The sequence below is a fragment of the Methylobacterium sp. CM6244 genome (assembly GCF_054817885.1).
On record NZ_CM139247.1, the window covers coordinates 1,402,935 to 1,416,278 of the forward strand.

Sequence of the window (13,344 nt, forward strand, 5' to 3'; positions counted from 1 at the left end):
ACTCGTTATAAAAGTTGGAGTCAGCTGACAATGGTGATGGGGCGACCCAGGTCCTTCGATAGGGACAAAGCCCTCGACGAGGCGATGGAGGTGTTCTGGCGTCACGGCTACGACGGCGCCAGCCTCGCCATGCTGACGAAGGCGATGGGCATCAAGGCGCCGAGCCTCTACGCAGCCTTCGGCAGCAAAGAGGGCCTCCTCAAAGCCGCCCTCGATCGCTACGCGCTGCGGCGGTCGGAGCACATGCGCTACGTGCTCGCCGGCGCCACGGCGCGCGACGTGGCCGAGCGCTTCCTGAGCAGCATCGCCGAGAGCCATACCGACCCGGCCAATCCGCCCGGCTGCCTTCTCGTCCAGGGCGGACTCGCCTGCGGCGCCGGCTCGGAGAACATCCCGTTCGAGCTGGCCTCGCGCCGGGCCGAGTCGGAGACGGAACTCCTCGGGCGTTTCATTCAGGCAAAGGCCGACGGCGATCTGCCGGAGGACGCGGATCCTGTGGCGCTGGCGCGATTCCTGTCGACGGTGGCCTCTGGCATGGGCGTCATCGCGTCGTCGGGGGCCAATCGCGAGGCTCTGCGAGAGGTAGCGCGCGTCTCGCTCGGGGCCTTCGCCAGGAGCGGTAGGGACTGAACGCTCGGTCGAACAGGGCTGCAGGCCGCAGATTCCGGCACTTTCCTTTCTGAAAGCTGCATGCCCGCAAACTACCCGCTCCGGCAGTAGAGAAGACCAGCAAGTCCCGACCCTACTCAGACCGACCTTGCAATACAGAGCATTGGCCAGAAGTGATTCGACGGGGTCACACTGGCGGCCGCAAGCGTAGCCCTAAAGCGGACCGAAGCGTGGGCTCTTGTCGACAATGGATACTGACCCGATTTCAGCCTTCAAGGCCGCAGACTGCAAAGCCTGGATTCGAGGAAAGGCGGAATTTTAATCATGTATCTTGAGCGCATCGCCAGTTTCAATATCAAAGGAGGCGAATTCACTTGAGCCGCCTAAGGAAATGCCTGCCCGCATAAAGATGTTGATCCGCTGGGAGCCATATTTGGCATCTTGCAGTTACCTGGGAAGAAGCCTGTCATGGCGCGGAGGTAGAGCATCGTGAACAAGCTGGTGGCCAAGCGTGACGAGATCCGCGTAGCAATTGCTGATCGAATGGGATTGGGATCGCTGCAGACATTGAGCTCTGCGCAGACGGCGGATGTCGACCGGGAGGCGGACCAGGAGATCGCCAAATGTCGTGCGGCCATCAAACGTGAGAACACTTACCCTGAGGCGACCGACCTCGCTCCCTTTCAGCGTTTACTGGTCGATTACTGCAGGTTGGAGCGGGAGGAAAACGGTCCGGAGGATGGCGATGCTACGGAAGGATTTGGCGCTCGCCATTGAGGTGATCCGCTGACGCGTTCCTGGCCGTGCTGCAGTATTCGAGCATGCCACCACCCCATATATTCGCCTGAGGCGCTCATTATAATGACTATATTCTGGAAATAAGCGTCTCATTCAAACGCGCCCGCTAGCTGTTCTTTCTTCACAGGGTGCTTCGCGTCCGCTAAGCTTCGCGCGCCCAGGCCGGTGATCGCCATAATGCGCCATAGGCGGTCGATCGGCCTGAGGAAAACGCCGTTCTCAGTGCTCGGAAGGCTGCAGTGTATGTTGGGGGTCGAACCCTACTCGTCTTGAGCCCAGGTGAAGCGGGCGTTGCCCAGACCTGTGCCGATGGTCAGGATGCCCCGGCGCTGAACATCACGCATTAAGGCAATTCGCTCAGGCCCTGGACCACCGCATCGTTGTGCAAAACGATGACGGTTTCGGCGCCAGCAATGACCGGCAGGGCAGAGCGAACGCGTTCCGGGTGATGGAAGCCGTCCGAGCGGATCTCACCGGGGCAACCGATCCCAATGAAAGGAGCGAACCGAACATCCGCCGCCATTGCTTTCTCGACCAACAGCCGGAGCATGTCGGTCAGGCGCTGCACGGTCCGGTCTCCTAGAATGCCTTGCCGCGCATTCTCACTCAAGGAGCGTGGCGAGGTCGAGCGGCCGGTTGCAACCTTCCCTAAAAGGAAAGGCAAGAGAGACCGGAAGGCGCGAAGGCTGAGAAGGCATCCGTCTAACCGTTGCCTTCAGCGCATTTAGGCAAGTTTGCTGCATAAGGCCGAGGCATACTTTTGCCGCCAGCGTTCGCGAATTTTTCCAGGGACTTTGGCCCAAATTGGCGGAAGCAAGACGAGGATCTCGTGAGCCAAAGGGCGCCACTCCAGCAGCATGGTGCAGCTCATTAAACGGGTCGTACGGCCTTGCGGAGATAGCAGGCCATCGGTCTAACCAGTGGGAAGGATTCGACTGCGTCTTCACAATCTTAACCTACCAAGTCGACCCCATTGGACTACCGTTCCTGCATCGATAGCCACCGCCTATTCCCTGCTGGAACGCGCTCTAACCGCTACCCATCGGTTTTGAGGCGCGGCGCCGCTTCGACCGCCTGGGCAACCGTCTCCACAGCTGACATCACTTCACTGGGAGCGGTATGGTGCACCATATGACCGCAATCCTGCACGACATGCAGGCTGCTATTCTGTAGCACGCGATGCAGGCGCACAGCTTGAGTGGCAAGATCCACCATCTTGTCCCCAGCTCCGGCGACAATGGCCACCGGCATTGAGAGTTCGGCGTAGCGGTTTTGGACCGCCAGCGCATCTGGGATCATCAATGCAGACTCGGCCGCGCTGGCCCGCAACTGTGAGGGACGGATTGCCATCTCGGAGGGGACGCCTTCGAACGTGGCGGCCACCGGTGCAGGGCTGAACAGCTTCCGGATCATTGACGGCCAGAGAAGACGAGCGACGGGAGGCGAAACGGTGTAGCGCAGGATGTCGCCGATGAGCGGCAAGGCGGGACCGGACATCAGTACGACGTCCGCACGGACTGAACCGTAGTAGTACCCGCTCTCTAAGATAAGGCCCCGGACCATGTCCGGGTGGTCGAGCGCGAGGGCGATGGCGACAGAGGCACCCCAGGAGTGGCCCAGCACGAGGGAGTGCGAGACCCCGATTTGCTGCAGCGCCGTGCGAAGTAGATCTGCCTGGGCGGAGGGTGTCCAGATGGTGCTGCGGGGTCGCTCGGTATAACCATAGCCCGGTCGATCAAAGGCGATGACGCGATAGCGCTTGGCTGCTGCCTGGACGAAGCCGCTCGACATAAAATCTTGGAGCATGCTGCCGTTGCCGTGCAGGAGCACCAGAGGTTCGCCGTCGCCCACCTCGGCATAGTGAACTTGAAGGCCATCAACGTCGATGATCCGGCCGGTCGGCGGGTTGTCCCGCTCCGCCTGTCGTGCTCTCGCACTCACCACAACGGCGGTAAGACCGAGAGCCGCGGCTCCCAACGTCATGAGAGCAGCGGGACGTGCGAAGTCGCGGCTCTGAGCCATGGCAGGTGTCCGATCAAAGTGGCCAGCAGCATCAGCAGGCGGGTTCGCCCATAGCGCTGCAATGGAACGAACGGTCCTGGTATGCCGTCGTTCCGCGCGACGTAGGCGGATCGCCAGATCAGCTGTATTGCCTTTTTCCACACCGGATCATTCGGGCTATTAAGCCGGGGCAGTAGTGGCGAGAGCAGGACGGGATAGCGGCCTCGCCCCGTCCCGGCATGGCGGCAGATCATCACGGTCGCGAGGGGCTGAGCGGACGTCTCGAAGTGGGTGCATGCAAGTACGTAGACGGCAACGCATATGAGTTCGAACCTATCAATGCCGTAGCGTCCGCCAGCCGTGGGATTAGGTCGCGCCGGCCGCTTCATTGAGCAATGATGTGGTCCGAACCTCAGGCGCGACGTCTACGGTCCGCTTGTCTCGTCGGGACCGGAAAAGGCACCGGTGCAGCGGCCAGGATCGGCTTCCAGATCACGTTCCATTCCTCCATTGGAGCGGGATCGGAGCGATGAACGAGGTCGAGGAAGGCTATGCCGGCTTCCATCGTCGCACGCTTCACCAGAGGGTTCAGCGGCCCGCCGTTCCTAAGGGATCGATCGGTGAAGACGCTATGCGAACCGCCCTGGAACACGACGAGGGCCTTTCGTGCCGTAGGGATGGCGTTGAAGACGTCGATGCGGTCCTGCACCGGGGAGTAACGGCCGGGGATGCGGATCGTGTCCTCGGTCGTGGTCACGTGGAGGGAGGGGACATCCGCGGAAGCGAGAACTGCCGCGAGGTCGGCCTCGCCGTAGAAGGGCGGGGCTGAGATCACGATACTCGCCGTGAAGCGTGGGTCCCGGCCCCCGATGGGCTTCCCGTTGCGGATCACCTGAGCGCCGGTCAGGATCAGGGTCGTGTTCGCCCCGTATGAGTGACCGGCCGCGACAACGCGTTTCCTGTCGATGGCGGTTTGGAAGGGATTGTCACGATGGAGCAGGCGGTCGAGGCCGAACCTCACGTCCCGCGTCCGCTCTATGGCTTCCTGCTCGTCCGCTGCCCCATCGAGACGGTCGAGGAGCAGTATCGGGTTGCCCTCCCAAAGCGTCTGGTCGCTGCCGACGTGCTGGATGTGCAGGCTCGCGATCCCGCGCGCCGACCACCCCTCGCCGAGGTAGCTGTAGCCTTTTCGCGAACCGCCGAGCCCATGGGAGAAGACGATGAGCGGGACCGGTCCCTTCCGGGTCGCGGAGGCTGGCCAGTAGAGCCGCGCCGGCACCGCGCGGTCGCGTGTCGGATCGACCCATTCGAAGTCGATGACCCGGGCTTCCTCGGATGCCGGCAGCGCCTGGGCCGACAGGGACGAGAGCCAGGCTGCGGCACCCGACGCCAGGGCCATCGTGCCGAAGCGGCGGCGGCTGAGGCTACGATTGGTCGGTGCCGGGAAGGCGTCCGTGCGTTGCGGGACATCGGCGGTGATGGGCATGAACGTCTCACGGTGTTTGACGGCAGGTTGATCGGGCGGGAGCCTTGTGGCCTTCGTCGGAAGCATTCGGGGTTGGGGATGGACATCTAGAGCTGCGCCCGACCACGTTGGGTCGGGACACATCTCTAAGCCTCTGTTTTGCCGCGCTCTTTTTCGCCGAACCGGCATCCACTTCGGCGGAGAGCGCTCTAGCCGTCATCCAGCGGCGCTTACGGTACACCCGTTCAAGACAAGCGATGGGACGCTGCAACCCCGCGCCCATGATGGGGTTGACCGACGACCTCGCCAACGACCGAGAATTTCCGCCGTTCGCTAAGCGCGTGGACGACCATCTCCCCGCTACGCCCCCTCAGAACATGCTGCCCCAAGGCCTCCGCCTCGATGCCGTCTGGAAGCACGGGAATCCTGCAGAGCACGGCTTCCGAGACGAGCACGGACCGGCTTGTCTCCCGGCACAGACCTTCCAGTCGGGCGGTTGCGTTCATGACGTCGCCGAAGTAGGCGATCTTGTGCCGGTCGATCCCTATCTCGGCCGTGACGACACTGCCGCCATGGAGCGCCGCGCGGAGTTCCGGGACGAGTCCGAATCTCCTAGTCCATCGGTTGCGGTCATCGCGGAGCATTCGTTGGATCGCGAAGATGCATTCGATGCACCTGGCCCGCTCGATGCCGCGCATCAGTGGCCAGGAGATGATCACCTGATCGCCAATGTAGTCGTCGATCTGACCGCGATGTCGGCGAACCGGTTCGGCAATCGTCTCGAACACGTCCTTCAGCAGTTCCTGCGCCGCGAAGTCCCCGTGCTTCTCCGCATAGGCGGTCGAGCCGACGAGATCGAGGAACAGGAAGATGCGCTCCTCGCTGCGCGGGCGATGATAGCGACCGAGGATCAGGTTGGTGAATGTGCTGCGGCCGATGAGGTCGCGCATGCGCAACACGCCGATCAGGAGCGCCGACACAGCCATCGCGTAGATGACAGCCTGGGGCCGAGGTATCACGACCTCCGCCAAGCTCTTGTCCGTCAGGCCTAGGGCTCGGACCACGATGCCCATCACGCCCATTCCTATGATGATCACGAGGAGCAAGCTCATCTCCGCCGCGGCGAAGTAGGCCAGAGAGGGCAGGCGCCGGAGGCAGGTCGTGTACCGCGGGAACAGGGCACCGCGCTCGTAGGCGATGGCGAGGACGCCGATGCACGTCCCATACGTAACGCCGAGTACGGCCGGCCCCTCGTGGAACAGGATGCCGTACAGGGCACCGAACGCGGCACTGGCGGCGGCGATGACGATCCAGAACGTGAGCGAGCCGTTCGACATCGTTTCCATCCAAGTGGGAGCTGCTCTGGAATGGCCGAGGAAGGCCACGGGCATGGGATCTTGGGAATTAGGCCGGTCGAGGCGACTTACTGTGCCCGACGGAGGGTCACCGTTTGGCCGGGCAGTGGGACGCCCAGGCATCCGGCGGCTCCTTCGCTTCGCTACGTATGATCGGGAAGGTCCGTCCGACGACCGGGATCTACTGGAACACCGCGCCGGACAGACGTTCGGATTCGGCCCATAACCGAGCCGCAACGGCCTCGTCCCGAGCTTGGACCGGAATGGCGGCGGGCCCCGGCGCGCCGCGGGTCTCACCCAGTCGCATCGGACCGTAGTACCCCCCGCTCAAAGCAAATGGCGAGGACGCGGCATACAGGGTCGGCAATGCCCCCTGCGCTGCCGGCTGGAACAGGAACCACATGTAGGTCCGCATGATGCCGGCGAAGCTCCAGCGACCTGAGCCGTTCGGCAACAGGTCTGTCCGCGAGATCCCGGGATGCGCCGCAAGGCTGGTGACCCCCCAGCCGTTCGCTTCGCTGCGGCGCTGAAGTTCGAGCGCGAACATCAGGCAGGCGAGCTTGGACTGAGCGTAGGCCGCCATCGGGCGATAGGTGCGCTCCGTCTGCAGGTCGTCGAAGTCGATGCGGCCGCTACGGGCCGCCACGCTGGACAACGTGACCACGCGGGGTGTGCGCCCCCGGCGCAGCAACGGCAGCAGATGGGCGGTGAGCGCGAAGTGTCCGAGGTAGTTCGTGGCGAACTGCAACTCGAAGCCGTCGCCAGAGACCTTGCGCACCGGCGGATTCATCACTGCGGCATTGTTGATCAGTAAGTCGACGCCGTTGAGATCGCCCGCCATGCGCTGAGCGAAGGCAGCAATCGAAGCGAGGCTTGCCAGGTCGAGGATTTCGAAGCGAACCCTGGCGTCAGGCGACTTCTGCCGTATCAACTTGATGGCTTGTCCGCCCTTGTCCGAGTTGCGCCCAGCGATGATAACCTCGCTCCCGCCCCGCGTGAGTGCGAGCGCATTCTCGAAGCCGAGGCCACTTGTCCCCGTCACGATGGCAACCCGTCCCGACTGGGAAGGAAGGTCTTTCAACGTCCAGCCAGACATCCAGGTCTTTCCCGCCCCACACGCTAAGTCGCACTCGGTGCAAAGATATATTCGCACTGAGTGCAGTTTTGTATGTGCGAAATCGCATGCGAAAACGCCGGAATGGAAATCGTGTCATCAAAGCCGAGTGGCCTGCGCGCGCGTAAGCGTCAGGAGACGCTGGAGAGGATCGCGGAGACAGGCCTTAAGCTGTTCAGCCGGAACGGCTACGAGGCGACGACGCTGGATGCCATCGCCGAGGCGGCCGGCATCTCGCGTCGGACTTTCTTCTACTACTTTAAGTCGAAGGAGGAGATCCTGCTGGATTGGCAGATGCGGGGGTTCAGCGCATCCCTGCACAAGGCGATCCTGGCCCAGCCTTCCGACAAGGTGCCGGTGGATGCGGTCCGCGATGCGATGCTGACGCTATCCGCAGGCTTCCGGACCCAGGAGTTCATCAGCATCGACCGCGTCCTGCGGTCCAGCGAAACCCTCAGGGTGCGCAAGCAGGCAACCTACGGCCTGCATGAGCAGGCCCTGTATGCGATGCTTGTCGAGCGGTGGCCGAGTCCCGATCGCAGCACGCCCTTACGCCTCCTCGCGATGGCCTCGCTCGGCGCCATGCGCCTGGCCATTGAGGACTGGATCCAGGTGGGCGGAGATCAGCCGCTGGACTCCTTCCTGCACGCCGCGTTTGATGGGCTCGCAGCTGAGTTCTGCCAACCCCTGCGATAGCTTCGCACCAACGTGCCGAAGATTCGGGCTGCCGAGATCCGACAGCTCCGGTACGCCCTCTACGTGACCTCCGCCTCGTGGAAACTGACAGTCGCAAATCCACCCAGCCCGGTCTTGGAGCGGACGGACGGGTCCGGTCCCAACCTAGTCGAAGACGCAACTTCCAATGGTCGCCGGAAGCATACGTTCGCTAGGCGAGCTAACGAGAGAGTGCCTCACAATAATCCCGTCCAGGCGATGATGACCCGGCCATGCGGCTCAGCCAGAGCCCCCTACTTCATGGCATTGGTCGCCAGTTCATGGACGGCCAGCGTGAGGACTTCCGCGGCCTTTGGAGCCAGTAGGAGTTCCGGTCCGGAGAGACGGTACTGGTCGTCGTGCTCCGCCTGGCCCCCGATCTCTTCTCGGACCAGGGTGGCCAGATCCACGCCGGCATTGGCTGTTCGGGTGAGCAGCGCCTGCGTCCGGGCGAGTGCACGAAAGCGGCCCTCCAGGCGGTTACGGTAATCCTCGACGCTGTCTGCCGTGTCGCCCATCAGAGCGACAGCCCAAGGATATTAATCCGTCCACACAGCCTAGACGACGCTAGGACGCCCAACGCTCCAGGATCGAGAGCGCGTCGCCGGTCGCGGCGAAGGTGGCAGTGTTATCGAAGATGCACCAGCTTTCGCATCCCTGCATCGCGTCTGCGGCGAGGCGGTCCGCCATCGCGTCGAGGGCGTGCTGCTCGTAAGCAGAATAGTAGATTTTCGGCGAGCCGTGAAGTCGATAGTAGCGCAGGCCTTGCCAGCCACCGGGCTCGTCTGCGCCCGGCATCGGTGCCGGATCTGCTGCCACACGGGCAATACGAAGTTTCGTCAACAGCGCATCAACACTTGGCGTCAGCCAGCTGGCATGCCGCGGCTCGCAAACGATGCTGCCGCCATGGGCGTGCCGAAATGCTCGCAGGAACGGGTCGCTCGTCCGATCGTCGAAGCGAAGGCTCGGCGGTAGCTGAAGCAGGAGCGGGCCGAGCTTCGGGCCGAGTCCAGCGATCTCATCCAGAAATCGCTGTAGCGGGGCGTCGGCATTCCCAAGCCGCAGCTCGTGCGTGATCATGCGCGGGACTTTCACGGCGAAGCGAAAATGCTCAGGCGTGGCCTCGGCCCATCGCTTGTAGGTGGCGGGACGATGAGGGCGATAGAACGACGTATTGATCTCCACGGCGGTGAGGCGCTGGGCATAGCGCTGTAGGTGGCTTCCAACGGCCGGAAACGCACCAGCGTAGGCTTTCGGCACATTCCACCCAGCAGTTCCAATGAAGGCCACGCTTTCGGGCTCACAATGCGTTCGAACAGCTTCATTAACACGGTCGGCGTGCCGAGGTTTCTCTGCCGTCAAGGTAGGGCGTGCGGTTCCTGGGTTAGTTCGAGTGCGCCGGCTACAGCACCGAGCCAGCTCCTGATCGAGAAGGCATCCAACGCTCTGCGATCGTCTTCGAGTTCGTCCTAGAGCCGTGCCCTGGCGGGTTGAATCGCTTGGGGTAGGCGATCTGGCTGGCGTGTGATTCACTGGACGGGCTTATGAGGGAGGATTGCCATGCCGTCAGCCCTGTCGGTCGATCTGCGCGAGCGTGTGGTCGCCGCGATTGAAGCAGGTGCATCGCGGCGTCAGGCTGCCAAACGCTTCGGGGTCGGGGCAGCCAGCGCGATCCGTTGGCACGAGCGCTTTCGGCAGGACGGGCGGATCGCGCCCAGGCCCATGGGCGGCGACCGCAACTCGCAGCGCCTGGAAGCGCAGGCGACCCTGATCCTTCGGATCTACGAAGAGCACCCGCTCTCTTTCCTGCGGGAACTGCGCGACAGGCTCTCGGAACGGGGCGTCCGGGCAAGCACGAGCAGCCTGTCACGCTTCTTCGCCCGGCATGGGATCACCCGTAAAAAGGGGCTGTCCACGCGGCCGAGCAGGAGCGGCCGGATGTGAAGGCCGCACGCGAGGACTGGTTCGAGCGCCAACCCGATCTCGATCCGGATCGCTTGGTCTTCCTCGACGAGACGGCCGCCACGACCAAGATGGCCCGCCGCTATGGTCGTGCTCCGCGCGGCGAACGCTGCCGGATCGCCGTGCCTCACGGGCACTACAAGACCACTACCATCACCGCCGCCCTGCGCGCCACGGGACTGATCGCCAGAACCGTCTTCGATGGAGCCACGAATGGTATGCGCTTCCGGGCCTACGTCACCGACACCCTGGCTCCGGTGCTCAAGCCCGGCGATACCGTCATCCTCGACAACCTGAACGCCCACAAGGTCGCTGGGGTGCGCGAGGCCATCGAGGCGGTCGGCGCACGAGTTCTCTACCTCCCGCCCTACAGTCCCGAGTTCAATCCCATCGAGCAAGTCTTTGCCAAGGTCAAAGCCCTCCTTCGGACCGCCGCAGCGCGAACCGCCGACGACCTGACCATCGCCATTCGAGAGGCTTTCTCTGCCTTCCGGCCGAACGAGTGCCGCAACTATCTCACCGCCGCTGGATACGATGCCTATGATCCAAGCTGAGCGGGCACAACTCTAGCCAGTGTCGGTGACAAGCCGCTCGAGGTCGGAGAGGGGCAGACCGAGGAGGTCGACGTCGATCTAGCTGTCGTCCGCTCGCGCGCTCTGGATGCAGCTCGATTGACCCCCAGGTCGCTGGCACTGCATCTCGCCGAAGCCTTTACCGACGCTCGGCACCTGTCCGTCGCTACGCCCTCGCTCAAGCGGCCGGGATCTGTGAGAGCTGCAATCAGCTTGCACTCTTCGTCACTCTGCGGGGAGAGCCCTACCTTGAGCCCCATCATACTCGGCGGTTCAGCGACGGCGGTCCAGACGATCGACGGTTCGTAGGAGTTGTCTGTCCAGGCTGCCACCGCGAGATCCACCACGGCCTGCACGGGCCCGTAAAGAACGAGCACTTGGTGGAAGCGATCTGGCAGAAGGAGAGGGACTCTGACACGTAAGGTCTGCAACGAACTCTTCTCTTAGTGAGGTGCCCCCCGAAGCTTAACAATCGTCTCGAGGTCGTCCTGGCTAATGCTGCGCAAGGCGTGGAGGAACCTGGCAAGTGCCTCCTCTAGAGTGTGCCCCTGGGCTTGTGCCGCTTCTTCCATCTTGGCGAGCTCGGTCTCGGAGAACTGCCGCCCGGTGAGATGCTCGAGCTCCTGAAAGGCAATAAGGTGACCGACTTGGTCCCGGATAAAGTTGTCGCTCGTCATAGGTTTCCTCGTCGTCATCGATCGGTCCTCCACCTCTGCCATCGTAGGCGTCATGTTGATTTGATCGACGTTCTTACAATGGTTTCTGTGTGTTAGCGGGCCCAAAAAATGCGCCAGCCCCTCGGCTCGCAGGGCTTCAGCTCATATTGACTATCGATTGCGAGCTATTTTTACGGCCGGTTGCCACATCGAGAAACGTGGCTCGCACGGGGCCAGCGAGCGATCCTATGGAACTCAGCCCTGTACCTTGGCTGCCGAGGAGAAAAGCACGATGGATTGGCGCGCGATGATCGTACCGGAGCACTCGCTTCTTGAAATACTTCTGCGTGGCTCTGTGATGTACCTGATGCTATTCATCATCATGCGCTTCGTTATGAAAAGGCAAGCTGGCGCTGTAGGTCTTGCCGACCTCCTTGTGATCGTATTGATTGCAGATGTGTCGCAGAATGCATTTTCTAATGAATACAAGTCTCTGACAGAAGGCATCCTGCTGGTTCTGACAATTGTGTTTTGGAACTATGCTATCGATTGGTTGAGCTTTCGATTGCCAATTTTCGAAAATTTCATCGTACCCAAGCGCCTGCGACTGGTGGCAGATGGCGAAATCTGTTGGAAGAACATGCGCCAAGCCATGATCACTCATGCGGAACTGATGAGCCAGCTCAGACATCAGGGGATTGATGACCCAGCATGCATCAAGGAAGCCTCGATCGAAGCCGATGGCCGTATCAGCATCATCCCGGCGGATGAAACCAAGGCCAAGCCACCGGACGATAAAGCCAGAGGCGCGATCTAGACCGAGCGCCACAAGCCGGGGTTTGCGGCAGACCAGTAGCCACCGAGCATGTCCGCTCTCCACGTTCCTGCACGAATTGTCGCAGCGGAGTTTGGGTTCGCTGCATTCAGGCGGAGCTGGATGGCTGCCCCGTCGCCCCAGCGGGCCAGGGAAGGCACTCGGTCCGAAACCGCCAACGACCCGGCCGAGTTGACGGCGGCCCTAGACGGTCAATTTTGGCGACCCTTCGCGCATCGCATCACACCACCTCCTAAGGACGATCGCGTTGTGCAACCCGATCGGACGGACCCTGTCGGTAATTGGCGGGGCCTTTCCATGTCAGCAACGCCGGTGGGGCACGGCATGTGACAGGATGGGGCATGCTCGAGATCCAGAGCGGGTTGGCGTGTGAGCGAGTGCCGAACCGCACGGCGTGCCGAGCGAGGCGGGCCTAGATCAAGGTCACTGAACAAGTCACGGCCAACCGCCATTCGACGGAGACCGCGCAAACCCAAGTGGATTGTGCCATGAACACTCGTATTGCTTCTGCTGTTGCTGCTGTCGTCCTGAGCGTCAGCGCCGTTGCTTCGCCCGCCCTTGCCAAGACCTATCTCGCACGTGGCGAAGTTCCGGCCTATGAGGTGACCTCTTCCGCCCCGAGCCGTGTCACAGCCGATGACGATCTGACTACCGGATCAATCGGGTACAGCCGCGGCCGCACTTCCGCTCAGGAAGGCAATGCGGAGCAGAACAGCTTCCCGGTCTGGCAGTATGGCCGCACCTCGGGCGGTAACCGCTAAGCTTGCTGAGAACGGTTGTCGTTGGCGGCGGGGCGAGAGCCTCGCCGTTTTTGTGTGTGAGATCCGACAGGCCCGCTGGGTATCAACCTGTGTGAATGAAGGTGGCGACCCTATGGTGGACACACTTTCCTCTGACCTGACGGGAGAAGTCGCCATGCTCGAACGATCCGGGGAATTCTGGGAAGCGATCCCCGGCCTCGTAGAGGCGAGAGTGACATCCGTGTTTGGTCGGGCACCCAAAGCGCGAGAGCCTGTGATCGAATATCTGCGAGACCTTGACGTCGTTGCCCGCCAGGAATGTTCTCGCCGGCAAGCCGTGCAGGAGATCGCATCCCTTCGTCGCCTGCTTGGCGATGAGACCGATATCGGTAACGGCTTGGGCCACTCGTTCGAGAAGGCGTTGATGGGGTAGGCGTAGCCGTCAATCGCTCTGTCGGTGGGACGCTCATGACAACCACCCCGCGAGGCCGGTCCATGCCTCGGTGATGATGACCTCGCGAGG

15 protein-coding genes are annotated in these 13,344 nt (G+C 62.3%); 7 read left to right on the plus strand and 8 right to left on the minus strand.

What is annotated here, in order from left to right:
* Positions 1–30 precede the first annotated feature (30 nt).
* Together ACYQML_RS06450 and ACYQML_RS06455 are read left to right on the plus strand one after the other, a co-directional pair.
* On the plus strand, positions 31–630 hold the full coding sequence (locus ACYQML_RS06450) for a TetR/AcrR family transcriptional regulator (protein WP_461235039.1): 600 nt from the start codon (positions 31–33) through the stop codon (positions 628–630).
* 468 nt (positions 631–1,098) lie between these two features.
* Entirely contained in the window at positions 1,099–1,386 is a 288-nt protein-coding gene (locus tag ACYQML_RS06455) for a hypothetical protein (RefSeq protein ID WP_156467778.1), read from the plus strand.
* A 364-nt stretch (positions 1,387–1,750) separates the two neighbouring features.
* On the opposite strand, the gene ACYQML_RS06460 is transcribed toward ACYQML_RS06455, so the two are convergent.
* From ACYQML_RS06460 to ACYQML_RS06480, 5 genes are all read right to left on the minus strand, one after another.
* Positions 1,751–1,975, minus strand: coding sequence for a hypothetical protein (locus ACYQML_RS06460; protein WP_461235040.1), 225 nt, complete (start codon positions 1,973–1,975; stop codon positions 1,751–1,753).
* 467 nt (positions 1,976–2,442) lie between these two features.
* Positions 2,443–3,429 (minus strand): alpha/beta fold hydrolase, encoded by a 987-nt coding sequence (locus ACYQML_RS06465; RefSeq protein WP_311275979.1) that lies wholly within the window; start codon positions 3,427–3,429, stop codon positions 2,443–2,445.
* A gap of 391 nt (positions 3,430–3,820) precedes the next feature.
* The gene (locus ACYQML_RS06470; RefSeq protein WP_461235041.1) at positions 3,821–4,894 is read right to left on the minus strand and encodes an alpha/beta hydrolase family protein; all 1,074 of its coding nucleotides are present in this window, start codon (positions 4,892–4,894) and stop codon (positions 3,821–3,823) included.
* A gap of 224 nt (positions 4,895–5,118) precedes the next feature.
* Positions 5,119–6,210: an adenylate/guanylate cyclase domain-containing protein gene (locus ACYQML_RS06475; RefSeq protein ID WP_082470234.1), complete on the minus strand. Its 1,092-nt coding sequence runs from the start codon at positions 6,208–6,210 to the stop codon at positions 5,119–5,121.
* Between the two features lie 199 nt (positions 6,211–6,409).
* Positions 6,410–7,324 (minus strand): SDR family oxidoreductase, encoded by a 915-nt coding sequence (locus tag ACYQML_RS06480; RefSeq protein WP_056428342.1) that lies wholly within the window; start codon positions 7,322–7,324, stop codon positions 6,410–6,412.
* Positions 7,325–7,426: 102 nt separating this feature from the next.
* Here ACYQML_RS06480 and ACYQML_RS06485 point away from each other — a divergent pair, with 102 nt between their 5' ends.
* Positions 7,427–8,038 carry a TetR/AcrR family transcriptional regulator gene (locus ACYQML_RS06485; protein WP_461235042.1) on the plus strand — a complete coding sequence of 204 codons (612 nt, stop codon included), beginning with the start codon at positions 7,427–7,429 and terminating at the stop codon, positions 8,036–8,038.
* Between the two features lie 272 nt (positions 8,039–8,310).
* Here the strand turns inward: ACYQML_RS06485 and ACYQML_RS06490 are convergent, their stop codons facing one another.
* A complete protein-coding gene (locus ACYQML_RS06490) occupies positions 8,311–8,574 on the minus strand; it encodes an HWE histidine kinase domain-containing protein (RefSeq protein WP_461235043.1) in 264 nt (87 codons plus the stop codon).
* A 49-nt stretch (positions 8,575–8,623) separates the two neighbouring features.
* Positions 8,624–9,316, minus strand: a complete 693-nt coding sequence (locus ACYQML_RS06495) for a DUF72 domain-containing protein (RefSeq protein ID WP_461235044.1) — start codon at positions 9,314–9,316, stop codon at positions 8,624–8,626.
* 300 nt (positions 9,317–9,616) lie between these two features.
* Between ACYQML_RS06495 and ACYQML_RS06500 the strand changes: the two genes are divergently transcribed.
* Positions 9,617–10,572 (plus strand): IS630 family transposase gene (locus ACYQML_RS06500; RefSeq protein WP_461222664.1). Its coding sequence is split into 2 segments (ribosomal slippage): positions 9,617–9,968 and positions 9,968–10,572, totalling 957 coding nucleotides; the frame shifts between segments, so codons are not numbered across the junction.
* 461 nt (positions 10,573–11,033) lie between these two features.
* Here ACYQML_RS06500 and ACYQML_RS06505 read toward each other — a convergent pair.
* Complete coding sequence (locus ACYQML_RS06505; RefSeq protein WP_461235045.1) at positions 11,034–11,267, minus strand: hypothetical protein; 234 nt, start codon at positions 11,265–11,267, stop codon at positions 11,034–11,036.
* A gap of 271 nt (positions 11,268–11,538) precedes the next feature.
* On the opposite strand from ACYQML_RS06505, the gene ACYQML_RS06510 reads away from it, so the two are divergent.
* The 3 genes from ACYQML_RS06510 (at position 11,539) to ACYQML_RS06520 (ending at position 13,254) form a co-directional block, all read left to right on the plus strand.
* Entirely contained in the window at positions 11,539–12,063 is a 525-nt protein-coding gene (locus ACYQML_RS06510; RefSeq protein WP_056428309.1) for a DUF421 domain-containing protein, read from the plus strand.
* Positions 12,064–12,569: 506 nt separating this feature from the next.
* The gene (locus tag ACYQML_RS06515; protein WP_461221437.1) at positions 12,570–12,842 is read left to right on the plus strand and encodes a hypothetical protein; all 273 of its coding nucleotides are present in this window, start codon (positions 12,570–12,572) and stop codon (positions 12,840–12,842) included.
* A gap of 154 nt (positions 12,843–12,996) precedes the next feature.
* Complete coding sequence (locus ACYQML_RS06520) at positions 12,997–13,254, plus strand: hypothetical protein (protein ID WP_461235046.1); 258 nt, start codon at positions 12,997–12,999, stop codon at positions 13,252–13,254.
* The last annotated feature ends 90 nt before the right edge of the window (positions 13,255–13,344 follow it).

Excerpts from the sequence above, each read along its gene's own strand:
- ACYQML_RS06450 (WP_461235039.1), top strand. The coding sequence starts at position 31 with ATGGTGATGGGGCGACCCAGGTCCTTCGATAGGGACAAAGCCCTCGAC.
- ACYQML_RS06465 (WP_311275979.1), bottom strand. The coding sequence starts at position 3,429 with ATGGCTCAGAGCCGCGACTTCGCACGTCCCGCTGCTCTCATGACGTTG.
- ACYQML_RS06470 (WP_461235041.1), bottom strand. The coding sequence starts at position 4,894 with ATGCCCATCACCGCCGATGTCCCGCAACGCACGGACGCCTTCCCGGCA.
- ACYQML_RS06475 (WP_082470234.1), bottom strand. The coding sequence starts at position 6,210 with ATGTCGAACGGCTCGCTCACGTTCTGGATCGTCATCGCCGCCGCCAGT.
- ACYQML_RS06480 (WP_056428342.1), bottom strand. The coding sequence starts at position 7,324 with ATGTCTGGCTGGACGTTGAAAGACCTTCCTTCCCAGTCGGGACGGGTT.
- ACYQML_RS06485 (WP_461235042.1), top strand. The coding sequence starts at position 7,427 with ATGGAAATCGTGTCATCAAAGCCGAGTGGCCTGCGCGCGCGTAAGCGT.
- ACYQML_RS06490 (WP_461235043.1), bottom strand. The coding sequence starts at position 8,574 with ATGGGCGACACGGCAGACAGCGTCGAGGATTACCGTAACCGCCTGGAG.
- ACYQML_RS06505 (WP_461235045.1), bottom strand. The coding sequence starts at position 11,267 with ATGACGAGCGACAACTTTATCCGGGACCAAGTCGGTCACCTTATTGCC.
- ACYQML_RS06510 (WP_056428309.1), top strand. The coding sequence starts at position 11,539 with ATGGATTGGCGCGCGATGATCGTACCGGAGCACTCGCTTCTTGAAATA.
- ACYQML_RS06515 (WP_461221437.1), top strand. The coding sequence starts at position 12,570 with ATGAACACTCGTATTGCTTCTGCTGTTGCTGCTGTCGTCCTGAGCGTC.
- ACYQML_RS06520 (WP_461235046.1), top strand. The coding sequence starts at position 12,997 with ATGCTCGAACGATCCGGGGAATTCTGGGAAGCGATCCCCGGCCTCGTA.